This window comes from Photobacterium aquimaris, assembly GCF_002954455.1.
Lineage (GTDB): Bacteria > Pseudomonadota > Gammaproteobacteria > Enterobacterales > Vibrionaceae > Photobacterium > Photobacterium aquimaris.
This window is the reverse complement of sequence record NZ_MSCC01000001.1, coordinates 990,429-1,006,059: the sequence shown is the minus strand read 5'-3', so window position 1 is coordinate 1,006,059 and position 15,631 is coordinate 990,429. Positions and strand designations below refer to the sequence as shown.

Annotated in this window: 13 protein-coding genes; 8 read left to right on the top strand and 5 right to left on the bottom strand. The window is 38.6% G+C overall.

Annotation, left to right across the window (positions count from 1 at the left end; all coding sequences use genetic code 11):
* Positions 1-25: 25 nt before the first annotated feature.
* Together BTN98_RS04425 and BTN98_RS04420 are read left to right on the top strand one after the other, a co-directional pair.
* The gene (locus BTN98_RS04425) at positions 26-634 is read left to right on the top strand and encodes a sugar transferase (protein ID WP_060996434.1); all 609 of its coding nucleotides are present in this window, start codon (positions 26-28) and stop codon (positions 632-634) included.
* A 97-nt stretch (positions 635-731) separates the two neighbouring features.
* Complete coding sequence (locus BTN98_RS04420) at positions 732-1,814, top strand: site-2 protease family protein (protein WP_060996435.1); 1,083 nt, start codon at positions 732-734, stop codon at positions 1,812-1,814.
* A gap of 111 nt (positions 1,815-1,925) precedes the next feature.
* Here BTN98_RS04420 and BTN98_RS04415 read toward each other — a convergent pair whose 3' ends face one another.
* Positions 1,926-2,279, bottom strand: a complete 354-nt coding sequence (locus BTN98_RS04415) for a YajD family HNH nuclease (protein WP_036795047.1) — start codon at positions 2,277-2,279, stop codon at positions 1,926-1,928.
* Between the two features lie 478 nt (positions 2,280-2,757).
* On the opposite strand from BTN98_RS04415, the gene BTN98_RS04410 reads away from it, so the two are divergent.
* From BTN98_RS04410 to BTN98_RS04395, 4 genes are all read left to right on the top strand, one after another.
* The gene (locus tag BTN98_RS04410; protein WP_060996687.1) at positions 2,758-3,426 is read left to right on the top strand and encodes a DUF2760 domain-containing protein; all 669 of its coding nucleotides are present in this window, start codon (positions 2,758-2,760) and stop codon (positions 3,424-3,426) included.
* Positions 3,426-5,261 carry an Hsp70 family protein gene (locus BTN98_RS04405; RefSeq protein WP_060996436.1) on the top strand — a complete coding sequence of 612 codons (1,836 nt, stop codon included), beginning with the start codon at positions 3,426-3,428 and terminating at the stop codon, positions 5,259-5,261. Before BTN98_RS04410 ends, BTN98_RS04405 begins: the two co-directional genes overlap by 1 nt.
* A 160-nt stretch (positions 5,262-5,421) precedes the next feature.
* Entirely contained in the window at positions 5,422-8,289 is a 2,868-nt protein-coding gene (locus BTN98_RS04400) for an Hsp70 family protein (protein ID WP_060996437.1), read from the top strand.
* A gap of 333 nt (positions 8,290-8,622) precedes the next feature.
* Entirely contained in the window at positions 8,623-8,826 is a 204-nt protein-coding gene (locus tag BTN98_RS04395) for a hypothetical protein (protein WP_036795050.1), read from the top strand.
* 142 nt (positions 8,827-8,968) lie between these two features.
* Here BTN98_RS04395 and BTN98_RS04390 read toward each other — a convergent pair whose 3' ends face one another.
* The 3 genes from BTN98_RS04390 to BTN98_RS04380 all read right to left on the bottom strand — a co-directional run bounded on the left by BTN98_RS04390 (position 8,969) and on the right by BTN98_RS04380 (position 11,370).
* A complete protein-coding gene (locus BTN98_RS04390; RefSeq protein WP_060996438.1) occupies positions 8,969-9,799 on the bottom strand; it encodes an ABC transporter in 831 nt (276 codons plus the stop codon).
* Positions 9,796-10,671 carry an ABC transporter ATP-binding protein gene (locus BTN98_RS04385; protein WP_082732078.1) on the bottom strand — a complete coding sequence of 292 codons (876 nt, stop codon included), beginning with the start codon at positions 10,669-10,671 and terminating at the stop codon, positions 9,796-9,798. Before BTN98_RS04385 ends, BTN98_RS04390 begins: the two co-directional genes overlap by 4 nt.
* Positions 10,672-11,055: 384 nt before the next feature.
* Positions 11,056-11,370, bottom strand: a complete 315-nt coding sequence (locus BTN98_RS04380) for a hypothetical protein (RefSeq protein ID WP_060996439.1) — start codon at positions 11,368-11,370, stop codon at positions 11,056-11,058.
* A 458-nt stretch (positions 11,371-11,828) separates the two neighbouring features.
* Here BTN98_RS04380 and BTN98_RS04375 point away from each other — a divergent pair, with 458 nt between their 5' ends.
* Positions 11,829-12,851: a ribonuclease T2 gene (locus BTN98_RS04375; RefSeq protein WP_105029949.1), complete on the top strand. Its 1,023-nt coding sequence runs from the start codon at positions 11,829-11,831 to the stop codon at positions 12,849-12,851.
* Between the two features lie 540 nt (positions 12,852-13,391).
* Complete coding sequence (locus tag BTN98_RS04370) at positions 13,392-14,894, top strand: alanine/glycine:cation symporter family protein (RefSeq protein WP_060996441.1); 1,503 nt, start codon at positions 13,392-13,394, stop codon at positions 14,892-14,894.
* 232 nt (positions 14,895-15,126) lie between these two features.
* Here the strand turns inward: BTN98_RS04370 and BTN98_RS04365 are convergent, their stop codons facing one another.
* Positions 15,127-15,408, bottom strand: a complete 282-nt coding sequence (locus tag BTN98_RS04365; RefSeq protein ID WP_060996442.1) for a hypothetical protein — start codon at positions 15,406-15,408, stop codon at positions 15,127-15,129.
* Between the last annotated feature and the right edge of the window lie 223 nt (positions 15,409-15,631).

Sequence of the window (15,631 nt, the reverse complement as noted above, 5' to 3'; positions counted from 1 at the left end):
AAACATTCACATTGATCGATCAACAATGATCGCTAAACGTATTTTTGATCTTTGCCTAACATTGATGATGTTAATTATTGTTTTACCTTTTTTCCCTTTAATTGCCGCAGCCATTAAACTGAATTCTAAAGGTGATATTTTTTATCGTCAGTTGCGGGTCGGTAAAGCAACAGCGGATAAAATTCATATTTTTGAAATGATAAAATTCAGAAGCATGCAACAAGACGCAGAGAGTCAAACCGGGGCTATTCTTGCTAGCAAAGAAGATCAACGAGTCACCACTGTCGGACGTTTTTTACGCCGCACTCGTATTGATGAATTACCGCAACTATTTAATGTCTTACGCGGTGATATGTCTTTAGTTGGTCCGCGTCCTGAACGACCTTCTTTTTACCAACAATTAGAGAGTGAAATTCCTTATTTTAGCGAACGAACTTATGGTGTTTTACCCGGCATCACCGGTTTAGCTCAAATAAATCAAGGCTATGACACCTGCATCGATGATGTACGCTCCAAAGTCGGCTTTGATCATAGCTATGCGCTATCGCTTAACTCATTCTCAAGTTGGATAAAAACCGATCTTTATATTCTCATAGTTACCATAAAAGTGGTGTTCTCTAGTCAAGGACAATAACGATAATAAGAATATGTAACAACCCGTAACATAACCTCGTTCAATAAACTTTTTTCCGTATAATCACACTATCTTTCCTTACTCTGTGGATAATGCATTGGAACTATTGGCTATCGATTTTTTAGGTAAGCCGCTGCGACTTGAAGGCTCAATGGCTGGATGGCAACAATTATTTTGGGACAATACACTTGTTTCTCAAATTGCAGCAGCACCAACCGATACTGATCAATTTATACATCAATTTGAACTGTCAAATAATGAGCAAACCATTCAGTGCCAACTTAATGGCAGCTTAAGTTGGCAGCCGTTTTTAATTCAATATCAAGCCAGCGTCGACCAACAAGTCATAGCGCAAGGTGAAAGAAATAATAAAGATATTGAACGCCAGCAACCACAACAGCCAATCAAAGCAGAAAAGAGATTCAGTTTAATTGGGCTAGTTTCTTTAGGGATGAAAGCCCTTAAAAGCGCTAAATTAATTAAAGTTGTATTAGCATCAGCAAGTTTAGCCGCATATTCATGGCTGTTTTCGATTCAATTTGCATTAGCGCTACTGGCCTGTTTAGTGTTTCATGAATATGGTCATATTCGCGCAATGAAATACTTTGGCATGAAAACCAAAGGCATTTACTTAATTCCCTTTTTGGGTGGATTAGCGTTAAGTGATGAGAAAATTAACACTCGTTGGCAAGATGTAGTGATTTCAATTATGGGACCTGCATTTGGATTAATCATGTCGCTAGCCAGCATGATTGCCTACTGGATCACTGGTGAAATGTTTTTTGCTGGTTTAGCGGTTTTTAATGCACTACTCAACCTATTTAATTTATTGCCTATTCTGCCTCTCGATGGTGGCCATGTTCTAAAAAGTATTAGTTTTTCGATGAACAGTAAAATTGGCATTATTGTTTGTGCATTAGCTGCTATTGCTGGCGTCATTTTAAGCTATCGCTTAGGACTAACGTTATTCGGTTTTCTGCTTATTATGGGTAGCTTAGAAATTATCTTTGAATGGCGACAACGTCATCAAAGTCATCTATTACCTTTAGATCGCTACGGTCAGATTTTCTCTACCGTATGGTATATCAGCCTCGTCGCTGCGTTTGTCGGAATTATTGCCTATTTTGCCAGTCTCGGGGATAGTTTACTTAGCCTACCGCTACAAATTCTGGGTACTTAACCAACCGTAAAATTAAGATATAAAAAAGCCAGCACTCAGTGAACAAGATAGACTTTGCTCATTTGTCATGCTGGCTTTTATTACTACCGTCTGGATTAAACCAAAACAGTCTTATTTTTTATTCGCCATCATCGCCTTAAGATCAGCAAAAGGGTTAAATGTCGCAGCTTGGTGATCATCTTCACCGGCACGAATAACACTTCCTTGACCATTATCAGCATCAGTGTATTTCTCGTGTTCATGATCATGACAAAATAAGCATAATAACTCCCAGTTGCTACCATCTTGAGGGTTATTAGTATGGTCGTGATCGACGTGGTGAACCGTTAACTCACGTAAATTTGAATAAACAAACTCACGCGAACAACGACCACATACCCAAGGATAGATTTTTAATGCTTTTTCACGGTAACCCGCTTCTTGACGAGCATAAGCAGCACTGCTACCAGTATAATCAGACGACATATCTTGACCTATTTTATAAAGAAATAAACCGCTAGTCTCTTCTAGCCGTTTAGACAAATCTCTGCCAATTTCCGTATTGAACCATCACCGAACTACAAATTTCAAGTAAAGTTTAAGCTCTTCTGTTCTCTATCACAATTTATTCTCGGTTGATCTTTTAATACAGACAGTTAACTTGAAATTGTTTTCACCAATCTCCATATATAAAAAACAGTAATATTTTCAGTTAAAAATTATGCAGAATTTCGTTGTATTTTACTTAATATTTTGACTGTAATTTAAGCGAAGAGACCTTTTATTCGAGATTTTAGAAGATAAAACCTTGTATAGATAACACGTTTTTAAAAGGTCTATGCTAATATTCATTCAATTATTTGACGCTGATTCTAACAGAACGTTTCACGAATCGACCTTTAACCGCTAAGAGTAAACAAATATGGCTTTTGATTTTTCCAATATGCTCACTGAATTATCAGCGATGCACGTAGATTTGTCGGCGATGCCAACGAGTATCGACATGGGGCACGCAATCTTAGGCGCATTAGCAGTGATCTTTTTACTCATGTACCTAATGAAAAAAGGTAAACCTGTTGAGATCGAAAAAATTGTTGAAAAAGAGATTGAAGTAGAAAAAATCGTTGAGATTGAAAAACCCGTCGAGATAATCGTTGAAAAGATCGTTGAAAAACCTGTTGAGAAAATTGTCGAAGTAGAAAAAATTGTTGAGAAGATCGTTGAAGTAGAAGTTGAACCTAAACTCAAAACATCAACGCCAGATTCAGCACTCCAACTACTGTCACTTTTACAACAAGACGCGCGCTTTATTGATTTCATGCAAGAAGATCTTAAAGGCTTTGCAGATGCTGATATTGGCGCTGCTGCTCGTGTTATTCATGAAGGCGGTCAGAAAGTACTTAATGAATACTTTAGCTTTGCACCAGTACGTGCTGAAGATGAAGAATCACGTATTACCCTACCCCAAGGGTTTAATGCGTCTGAAGTACGCCTAACGGGTAACGTAGTCGGCGAAGCGCCATTTAATGGCACTCTGATCCATCGCGGTTGGAAAGTGACAAATGTTAAATTGCCTAAATTGGCAGAAGGCCATGATGTACATATCATCGCAGCCGCTGAGGTAGAATTATAATGCAAGATACACAACAACATCGTTACAGCGTAGGTATTGACTTAGGCACAACACACTGTGTGCTTTCTTATGTCGATCTTGAAAGTGAAAACGCTGATGTCACGGTAATGACGATTCCACAATTAACCACGCCAGGTAATGTGGAAGACAAAAATCAATTACCTTCGTTCATGTACCAAGCTCACGAATCAGAGTTAGCTGAAGGTGACACTGCACTTCCTTGGAATGCAAAACCTAATGTTATTGTTGGTGCGATGGCACGAAATCTTGGTAGTAAGACCCCTATTCGTCTTATTTCAAGTGCAAAAAGTTGGCTTTGTCATGGTGGTGTTAACCGCCGTGATGCTTTTTTACCGCTCAATAGTCCTGAAGAAGTGGTTAAAGTATCACCACTTGAAGCGACACAGAAATATCTTGAGCACATGGCTGATGCATGGAATTTCCAACATCCAGAAACGCCAATTAGTGATCAAGATGTAACGATTACAGTACCGGCATCTTTCGATCCTGCTGCGCGTGAATTAACCGCAGAAGCTGCTCGTAACGTTGGCTTTAAGCATCTAACATTGCTTGAAGAACCACAAGCCGCTGTTTATAGCTGGATCAAGAATAACGATGATAACTGGCGTGACCAAGTTGCTGTTGGCGATATCATTCTTGTGGTTGATATCGGTGGTGGTACTACGGATTTATCATTAGTAGCAGTTACTGAAGAAGATGGTAACCTAACCCTTAACCGTGTTGCAGTTGGCGATCACATCCTTCTGGGTGGTGATAACATGGATCTTGCTCTTGCTTATCGTTTAAAGATGAAGCTAGCACAAGAAGGCAAGCAATTACAGCCATGGCAAGTATTGGCGATTACGCATGCTTGCCGTGATGCAAAAGAAGCATTGCTTAACGACGCTGAATTACAATCTATGCCGATTGTGGTTCCAAGTCGTGGCTCTAAGCTTCTTGGCGGTACGCTACAAACAGAACTGACCCAAGAAGAAGTACAGCAAACATTGGTTGAAGGTTTCTTTCCACAAACAACCATTGAAGAGTTACCTGTACAAACAGCGCGTGGTGCATTAACCCAAATGGGTCTACCTTATGCGCAAGATGCTGCGGTATCACGTCATGTTGCAGGTTTCTTAAGCCGTCAAAGCCAAGCAGTAGAAGAACTGTTTGCCCAATATGAACAACAGCATGAAGGCTTTATTCGCCCTACTGCTATTCTGTTTAACGGTGGTGTACTTAAATCATCGTTATTATCAGAGCGTCTGTTATCAACGATCAATAGCTGGTTAACTACCGCTGGTTCTACAGAAGCGAAGTTACTTTCAGGCCTTGATCTTGATCTTGCTGTTGCAAGTGGTGCTTCATACTATGGCTTTGTTCGCCGTGGTAAAGGTGTACGTATTCGTGGCGGTATTGCAAGTAGTTACTACGTTGGTATTGAAAGTGCTATGCCTGCTATTCCTGGTATGGAACCACCACTAGAAGCTCTTTGTGTTGCGCCTTTTGGCATGGAAGAAGGCAGCCAAGCTGATGTACCAAGTCAAGAATTTGGTTTAATCATTGGCCAGCCAGTGCAATTTAAATTCTTTGGCTCAACTGTTCGACGCGACGATGTTGCGGGTACTCATCTTGATTGGTGGCAACCAGAAGAAATGGAAGAGTTACCAGCAATTCAAATGACACTGCCGGTCTCTGAAGGCCGCAGCGCTGGTGAGGTTATTCCTGTTAAACTTGCCTCGCATGTCACTGAACTGGGTATGCTATGCCTTGAAGCCATTGCGACCGATAATGGTCAGAAATGGCAAGTCGAATTTGACGTTCGCGAAGCGTAATAGCTTATACAGCGGCGCACTTTATAGTGCGCCGTTTATTTATCTGGCCAATGAAACATGTCAGCGGGCTATATTCTTCTAATTTCCACCCGTAAAAACTGACACATCAATCGTTTCCCATCAGGCTATTTTCTCATTGCAATTATTTTATGGAGTCAGCATGCCTTCATCTTCCCCACGTTATCTTGTTGGTATTGATCTTGGTACTACCCACACTGTTGTCGCTTATAGTGAGATTACAGATACATTAGAAACAAGTCCGATGCATATTTTTGAAATTGATCAATTAATTGCACCGGGTGAAGTCGCACGTAAACCATTACTGCCCTCATTCCGTTATCACCCAGCTGAAGGTGAAATGGACGCAACCCAATTGGTGCTACCTTGGAACACTGAACCTGTAAAAGGTGAAATTGCAAGTGTCATTATTGGTGAATTTGCACGTGAATTAGGTGCGAAAGTTGAAGGACGCCAAGTTGTTAGTGCTAAAAGTTGGTTGTCGCATCAACATGTTGATCGTAATGAAGCTATTTTGCCGTGGTCATCAACAGCTTCAACATCTGATGTGAAAAAAGTTTCACCTGTTATTGCGAGTGCCAGCTATCTTAACCATGTACGTCAAGCGTGGGACTATCACCACAAGCACGACAAACTTGCCCAACAAGAAGTGGTGATCACTGTACCTGCTTCTTTTGATGAATCAGCACGTACATTAACATTAGAAGCAGCTGAACTCGCGGGATTAAAAAAAGTCTTATTACTTGAAGAGCCGCAAGCCGTTTGTTACGACTGGTATGCTCAAAATCGCCAACAAGCCGATGAATTATTAAAAGACATTCCATTATTAATGGTGTGCGATGTGGGTGGTGGTACGACTGATTTAAGTTTAATTAAAGTCGGTAGTGATCAAGGAAAATTAACCCTTGATCGCATCGGTGTTGGTGATCACTTAATGCTAGGTGGTGATAACCTCGATTTAGCATTAGCGCACGTTGCCGAACAGCGTTTGCATGGCGAATCAAAAAAGCTTAGCCCTGCGGCGTTATCAAAGCTTATTCAGCAAACCCGTAAAGTGAAAGAAAAGTTATTATCTGGCAACGCACCAGACAACGCCAAAGTCACCATGCTCGGCAGTGGCTCGCGTTTGATTGGTGGTGCTAAAAGTATTGAGTTAAACCGTGAAGAAGTGCATAGCATCGCCCTTGATGGTTTTTTTCCTATTACTGAGTTCACTGACCAACCGAATCAGCGTCAAGCGGCGATGGTTGAATTTGGGCTTCCCTATGCGGCTGATCCTGCTATCAGTAAACATGTCGCGCAGTTTATTGATCTGCATGATAATGTTTGCCGTGAAGCGTTTAATGATTTTAACATCCATCACCCAGACTCAATCATTATTAATGATGATCAACCGGCGATCCCTGTTGCGGTATTACTAAATGGTGGTGTATTTAACAGCCCGCTACTGTCAGCACGTACACTAGATATTATTTCTCGCTGGCGTGGTGCACCAGTAACCGAACTTAAAAACCTTCATCCTGATTTGGCAGTTGCATTTGGTGCTGTGGCTTATGCTAAAGCTCGTCATGGCGCACAGCTTAAAATTGGCGGAGGATCTGCCCGTTCATTCTTCTTAACTATTGGTGAAAATAAAGGCACTAAACAAGGTATTTGCTTATTACCTAAAGGGATTGAAGAAGGCATCGAAGTAACGCTAACACACCGTAAATTTGCACTAACACTGGGTGAGCCAGTGCGATTTAACTTAGTTTCTTCTACTAATGATAAACATCATGATGTTGGCGAGTTGATTGAAATCGTTGGCGATGGTTATGTCAGTCTACCGCCGTTTATTGCAACATTAGACAGCGAACGCGATCGTAGCAAATTAGCTGCCAACCAAAAAGATCGTGAGGAAGTCACCTTAGCTTGCCAATTAACAGAAGTTGGTACGCTGCAAATTGAAGCTGTCAGCCTTAGTGATAATAATAAACGTTGGAAAGTTGAATTTGCTATTCGCAAAGATTTAGCCCGTTTAAACCGCAATAATGGCGATAGTACCCTTGCTGAAAGTGAGCTTCCAGCTCGAATGCCTGATGCTATTGACGCTGTTAAAAAAGTCTTTGGCGGCAGTAAAAATACCGATAACAATAAAGCGGTCAAAACACTGCGTAATGATCTCGATAAAATATTAGGCAAACGCGATAATTGGGAAACACCGTGTTTACGTGAACTTGCCAATGCACTGCTTGAAAGTAAAAAGCGCCGTCGCCGTTCAGATCTTCATGAGCGTAATTGGTTAAAACTAACAGGTTTTAGCATGCGTCCAGGTTTTGGCTACCCTGCTGATGACTACCGTATGGAACAAATCTGGCAGTTATATCAACACGGTATTCAATTTGATACCAATACCCAAACATGGTGCGATTGGTGGACGTTCTGGCGCCGTGTTGCAGGAGGCTTAACCCAAGAGCAACAACTGCTTATCTATAAAGATGTAGCTAAATATATTACGCCAGGAGCAAGCCGTAACGCTAAACTCAACAAAGAACTCCAAGAACGTAGCTATGAAGATATGGTTCGCTTAGCGGCCTCTTTAGAGCATTTACCGTTTGACAAGAAGCTTCAGCTCATTGAGTGGCTTTTTGGTCGTCTACAAAAAAACCAATATGCTCAAGCGCATTGGTGGGCAATAGGCCGTATTGCCACTCGTACGCCATTTTATGGCAATAATCATAACTTATTATCTGCAGAGCACGTCTCTTACTGCTTACCAGAACTAATGAGTTATGATTGGCGTAAAGAGTCATATATTGGATTTGCGGCGGTAATGATGACGCGCATGACTGGCGATCGTACATTAGATATCAACGATGAGTTGCGCCAACAAGTCATTAATAAATTAAAACAAAGTAAAGCACCAGAGAGCTGGATTGAGATGGTTTCTGAGGTCAAAATATTGACTGAAGATGAAACAAAACGAGTCTTCGGTGATGCATTACCCAATGGATTACGACTTATTGGTTAATTAAATTTAAGCTAGCATGATTAAAGAGAGGTTATTGCCTCTCTTTATTTAATTGCATATTTTCAATCTAACATTCCTTATTTAAAAATAAAACTAAATTACTGGCTAAATAGTTTAAAAAAAGAGATGTAATCCTTAATTTTCCATTTTTAATTCTAAATTAAACCACAAATATAATTCTATTAATCTTCTGTTAAGGTTCACATTGCTATTGTCTTGCTAACAGCATTTGTTTACTTGTTATATATCTAACAGGTCGACCATTTTTCAAGCATTGAGTGGACGAATTGGAACGCCATTATCCCACTCACAAAAAATCAAATAGGCAAGACTATGACTAATACACAATATGATTTAATCGCACAACGTATCTTCAAATCAGAAAACCAGCGTGTTGCTGTAGCTGCTGTAGTGTTTGATGGCCTATCAAGCTATGAAGCAGAGAAGCGTTACGAGCTGCCAAAAGGCACTTTGTCTCGTAATGTTCGTAAATATAAAAACGAAGTACAATACATTGAATCTGTTTCTGCTGCTTAATCTTTAAAGATATAATTTATAATTAAACCGATATACAACATGTATATATGAAATAAAATAACCATGGTTTAATTAGAAGCATAATAAAAGAGAATGTATTGCTACATTCTCTTTTTTATAACTATATATTATGTAGTTACCGTCAATCACCGCTACGCAAATGGACACTCGCTTTAAATATTCCAATAGATAAAATCAATAACCCTAATAATGTTATCGTTCCTACATTTGCTAATGTTTGCCACGGATGTTCACTGGTTAGAATATTAAACGCCAAGTTACTGACTTTATTAAGCCAACCCCCGATTACCATTGAGTTAAATAACATCGAACTGATTAATTTAACCAATGTTATTGCGACAAATAGCACCAATAATGGATGTTCAGTCAACTGAGAAGTACAAAAGATAACACATGCAACTGGCAACAAAGCTAAACTCATTGCCGCCATTGTGGCAATAAACTGTCCCCAATGTAATCCAATCGCCACCAAAGAGAGTGCATTTTCAGCCAGCATATCTGTTGGCATAACCCACATAGCGACAATCCACACGGTAACATCAATAAGTAATAGAAGTAATGATGAAAACAAAGGAATAACAACTAATGCAACCAATAGTTTGATCGCAATTGCTTTACTGTCACTCACCGGCATTGAGTGCCAAAAAGCCAGACTACCTTCTTTACGCTCTTTGGCAAGTGCCCTTGCAGAGTAAGTAAAAAAGCTTAGTAAAGACACAATCCCTGCAACAAAAAAAGACACTGAACCAACCATACCAGCAAACGATGATGTGGTGATGGGCGGTTGCCAACCATCAAAACCGTTGGTCTGGATATTAAACGAGAAATTATTAATATTGGTGAGTATCATAACCACAACAAACATCGAAAATAATGCCAAAAACACAGGTAGTCGCACAATTATTTTATGTTCTAATAATTCCGTTTTGATTAAGGTATAGCTTTGTTTCATGCCACTGTCTCCTGCTGTTTCGCTAAAAATATATCAGCAAGGCTTGGTTGACTAATATCGCCTAGCAAGGTTAATTGAGAGACATCAGCTCCTTCATACAGCAGTCGATATTGCCCTAATTGACAATTTACTGTTAAAGGATGTAATTGTTTCGCAGCGGCTATATTGTCTTCGCTAACAGATAAGATCGTAAACTCAGTCGCTAATGATGATAGTGATGCTTGTAAAACCGCTTGCCCATTTTTAAGTACTAAAACATCTGTCAGTAAATGTGCAATCTCATTGACTTCATGACTCGCTATAATTAATGCCCGCTCACCTTCTGTGAACCATGTCATCAATGTACGATAAAAGGTCGAACGATACATAAGATCTAACCCAAGCGTTGGCTCATCTAAGATCAGTACATTGACATTGGTTGCCATGACTAACGCTAGATGTAATTGTACTTTCATGCCTTTTGATAAGGTTTTTATTTTACTATTAAGATTAATCTTAGTTTGATCTAAGTATTGCAGTATTTTAGGACGTTCAAAACGAGGATGGACACCTGCAGTATAAGAAATTAACTGTTTTACAGTCATCCAATCAGGCAGCATGGCTACATCAGATATATAAGCAAGGTTCTGAACTATTTGATCTCGGTCCTTTTCAGGCGATAAGTTAAAAATACTTAACTCTCCGCTACAGCTATGTATTCCTAATAATGTCTTTATTAATGTCGATTTACCCGCACCATTATGACCTAGTAAACCAAGGATTTGTCCACTCGCTAAGTTAAAACTAATATTATCTAGCGCTTTTTTGTCACGGTAAGACTTTGTAATGTGTTGAGCTTTAATAAAAGGTTCATCACAGCTTATATTATTCACATAACATCCTTAGTAGTTAATGAATTCAGATAAGCGTTATTAATAACATAAATAAGTCACTTTATAAATTAAAGACTTACAAAACAGAAAAAATAAAACGACGTTTAATTATGTAATGTGAAAAAGAGTATGATATGGGATAATAAAACACATTATACTGAATGTATTTAGAATATATAGCAATAGGAGAGCATACAGAGAAAATAAAATTAACTCTGTATGCTAAATAAATAGTTAATATAAAAATGCGACTTACCATATTAAAATAAGAAGGCTGCAATTAAACTTGCACAATAAATATAGTATTAAAACATCTGCGATATTGGCATTTTCACATTGCAATAGTTAAACAATCAAATGATGCTTATCTATTGATTTATATTGTTATTCAGCTTCGTTTGATAGCTCTTCAATAACTAACTCATGCGGTGAAACACCGTCTTTTTCCATCATTGCTAAAATCTCAATCATACGAGATTGACGTGATTCTTGTTTGAACTCATGTAATACAGCAATTAAGTTATTGATTTTTTGTAGAGGAATACGCTTAATTACAGCTTTTTGGCGACCAGGAACTTCATCAGCAAAATCAATTAGAATTTGACGGTAGTCAACACGGGCTTCTTTTACTTCACCTGTTGCTTCTACACTTTTTAACATCGCACTGAGCGCTTTTTCTGCAGCTGCGAAACTGTCCATTAATAACCTCGGATAATAATACAAATTTGCTTTAGCACGGTAATGGCAAAGCATGCATTGATAAAATGATCAATATTAATCAGGAAATTTAACATTGTTCTATATTTAGCTAAATGAAATTAATAACCTCAGATGAATAAATGAGATAGGTGTCTATTTACTGACACTCTTTAAGTGTTCTATTTACACTAAAGACTCTTTATTATAATTGATCTTTTCATTTTCGTGTAGCTGGGGACGCTACTTCTGTGAATATTACTCTGAGTTGGCTTTATTGTGAACACTAATTTAAAAAAATCGTCAATTTATTCATTTTCGATTGCCGTATGTTCTTTTTTGACTCGATTTCTGGATTAATATCACATTTTATTATTCGGTGCTAAAAATGATATACCTTAATAAAAGTATCATAATCAACTATAGTAAACACTCAATTACCATTTCAAAATAGGCATCTTGTGCGTACTAACTCTCATTTCATTACCGTCATTGTCGGTAGTATCCTTTCGCTTTCAAGTCTTACTGCAACCGCATCCATTCGAGCCTCTGGCAGCTTTACAGCAAATGGAGATTGCGATGCCTATCAATCTTTTCGTAAACAAACTAATCCTGATAACACTCAACTTGTCAGTGATAAACAATATGCAATAAAGGCTATTAATAAAAAAGAATTTGATTGGGTGCAAATACTGATCCCGAATGCATCCCCTGCGATGCGTTGGGTAAATAAATCGTGTGGTAGCACGAAATTTAATGATGATGTTACCTTTAAACCTTCTTCATCATCAAACTCAACCTCAACCTCAAAACGTTGTAATACGCGTAATGACTTTGATTCATATGTATTAGCCTTAACATGGCAACCTGGATTTTGTGAACACTTTAAATATAAAGGCAATAAACCAGAATGTACGGCAATTAATGATGGTAAATTAAACATTACTCATTTAACCCTGCATGGTTTATGGCCCAACAAAACCAGTTGTGGCACCAAATATGGCTATTGTGATCGTTATGCGCGTCTAGATTTATCTGCAGCTACCATTAAAGACATAGCGCCATGGATGCCAAATTTTTATTACCAAACAAAATTTGGCGAATATGAATGGAAAAAACACGGTGCTTGCCAGAATCTTGATGATAACGCTTATTTTCTAACAGCAACCCAATTAGTCAAAAAAGTTGATGATTCAGCAATTGGCCAATTTATAAAAGCCAATATTGGTAAAAATGTGTCAACAGCGAGCTTTAAAAAGAACCTTATTTCACATTTTGGCGCTGATGCGGTAGACCGAATAAGTTTAGCTTGTAGCCAAGGTCGCTATTTAAATGAAGTTCGATTGAATATTGATAAATCATTTAATGTTAACAATAGTGTTCAACAGTTACTTGAATCTGGACCTAAAGGCCGTCCGTTCTATGGTAATTGTCATAAAAAGATATACATTGAGCCGCTGGCAAGTAAGTATTCTCATATTTGATTAGTCGACTATAAAGAAGAGAGCAAGATACTGTTAGCTCTCTTCTTTATCTGCATTTACTTTTTCCCTTCTAGATAGTGATATATCCACTATCAATCACCGTTTCAAAAAAACAAATAACACATCAATAAATTATATCAATGTATTTTTTTTAAACCGCCGAATCTCAACATACGATAATGCACGCCGTTCAATAATTTTCCAGTGAATTTATTCACAATTTTCTTCAATACATTGATTACAAAGACTAAAATAACCGCCAGCTGTTAATAATGTAACGCGTTACATGGTAATAATTCATTTTTTGTGATATAAGTCTCCTTGGATTTTTGTTTTTTTGTGCTACCTTGCATCGCCTTCATGGCAATGAAATCGGTTACATGTTTAATGTTTGTAATAACTACCACTTGTATTTGTTGCGAATTTTTATCAATAAAAAACCTATTATAACAACCGATAGCAGAGCACTCACAACGGATGAATGTTCCTCTTCACTAAGTAGTCTTTCGAGGTTGCATAGTTTTATTAACAGGAAAAAATATGACTTCTACGAATGGAAATATACTAGGATCAATTAATGACACCTTAATGGCGATCATTGGTTCAGTAAACGGCGTTTTATGGGGCCAACTTCTCGTTTATTTATTGGTTGGTGTAGGGATTTACTTTAGTGTTCGTCTTGGTTTTATCCAGATCCGTCAATTCCGTCATTCAATCGATGTCCTAAAAAGTGGCCGTGACATAGAAAACGGCATCAGTTCTTATCAAGTATTTTGTACATCAATGGCTGCGCGTGTTGGTACCGGTAATATGGCTGGTGTTGCTGTTGCATTAACCATTGGTGGCCCAGGTGCTATCTTTTGGATGTGGCTAATTGCTATCTTCGGTATGGCAACCGCTTTTATTGAATCGACTCTTGCGCAAGTTTACAAAGTAAAAGATGTTGATGGTCAATATCGTGGTGGCCCTGCTTACTATATGGAGCAAGGTCTTGGCAAGCGCTGGATGGGTACTCTTTTTTCAATTTGTCTTATTATTGCTTTTGGTTTTGTTTTCAATGCCGTTCAAGCAAATACCATCACTGACGCACTACACCACTCTTTTGGCTGGAATGAAACTACACAAGGTATTGTGATTGTTATCTTTACAGCTTTCTTCATTATGGGCGGTTTACGCCGTGTCGCTACAGCTTCTACAAAAATTGTGCCTATCATGGCGGTTGGCTATTTAGCTATCGCATTAGTGATTGTCGCAATGAACATTACTGAGTTACCTGCCGTTCTGGCTCTTATTGTTAAGAGTGCATTTGGTTGGCATGAAGCCGTTGCCGGTGGTGTCGCTTTCACTGCTTCACAAGCGATGCAAAGTGGTATTGCACGTGGTTTATTCTCAAATGAAGCAGGTATGGGTTCAGCAGCTAACGTTGCAGCAAGTGCGACACCTAATCCTAACCACCCTGCATCACAAGGCTTTGTCCAAATGCTAGGTGTTTTCGTTGATACCATTGTTATTTGTACAGCATCTGCGGCAATGATTATGCTTTCTGGTGTCATGAACACACCAGATGCATCAACAGGTATTGGTTTATTACAACAAGCACTGAGCAACCAACTAGGTAATTGGACTACGTATTTCATTACGTCAGCTATTTTACTATTTTGTTTCTCGTCAATCATTGCCAACTATACTTATGCAGAAACAAATATCATGTTCCTGAACGGTAATACTAAGCGCGGTTTATTCTTCTTCCGTCTTTGTGTTCTAGGCATGGTAATGTTTGGTGCTGTTGCATCATTACCTGTTGTTTGGAGTTTAGCTGATGTTTCTATGGGCCTAATGGCACTGGTTAACATTGTTGCTCTTATTTTCCTTTCTGGATTGGCAATTAAAGTCATTAAAGATTACGAAGAACAACTTAGAGCAGGCAAAACACCAGAATTTGATCGCTCTAAATTTAAAGAGCTAAAAGATATCGAAGGCGCATGGCACCCAGATACAATTGCCGAAGCACGTGAAGCAAACGGTAATACATTTAATAAATAAGCGCATCAAAGACGATTAATATCTAAAACCAGTCACTAATGGCTGGTTTTTTTCGTTCTTTTTACAGTCATAACCGTCCATGAATTACCCCCTCTTACAATTCACAACAAAATATAAACCGAATTCCTGTTATTAAGCGTTGGGGTTTGCGTCAATATGTAGGGGGAGCGAACAGATAGAATATAAAAAGGCTAAAGAAAAAGATTCTTTAGCCTTGGGGGATAATCAAACATTATAAGTAACCATGTTGGCTTTTCCAGCCGTCACTCATTTGTGCTAAAACACACGCAGGAAGTGAACGATGGGCTTTTGCGGGCTGAGAGGCTATTTTACGATAACCACTTGCTTGAAGTCTTAAATCAAAGGCTGTATCTATTGGCTTGCCTGCACGTGCTAGATCCCAACGGAAAACACGCAGTGCCATATATTCATGTTGTTCTATTTCACCATCATGAGGGTACATCAGCACTTTTGCATATGCTTGCTTAGCCAATTCGAAGTTCACGTTAATCATGAGTTTCTCCTTAGCTCCTATTGGCTATCACTACTGCCAAGAGCTGTATTTAACGTAAAACGTTACAGTGTCGCATGCAAGATATTTCGCAAACATTTTGATGCAAAATGATAAATATAGCTGAATTATGTGATATCTCGCACATCATTGTATGGTTAATAACCACTTTATGCGCTAAAAACATCCAACACTTATTAAATTCACTCGATACTGTCACTTTCTA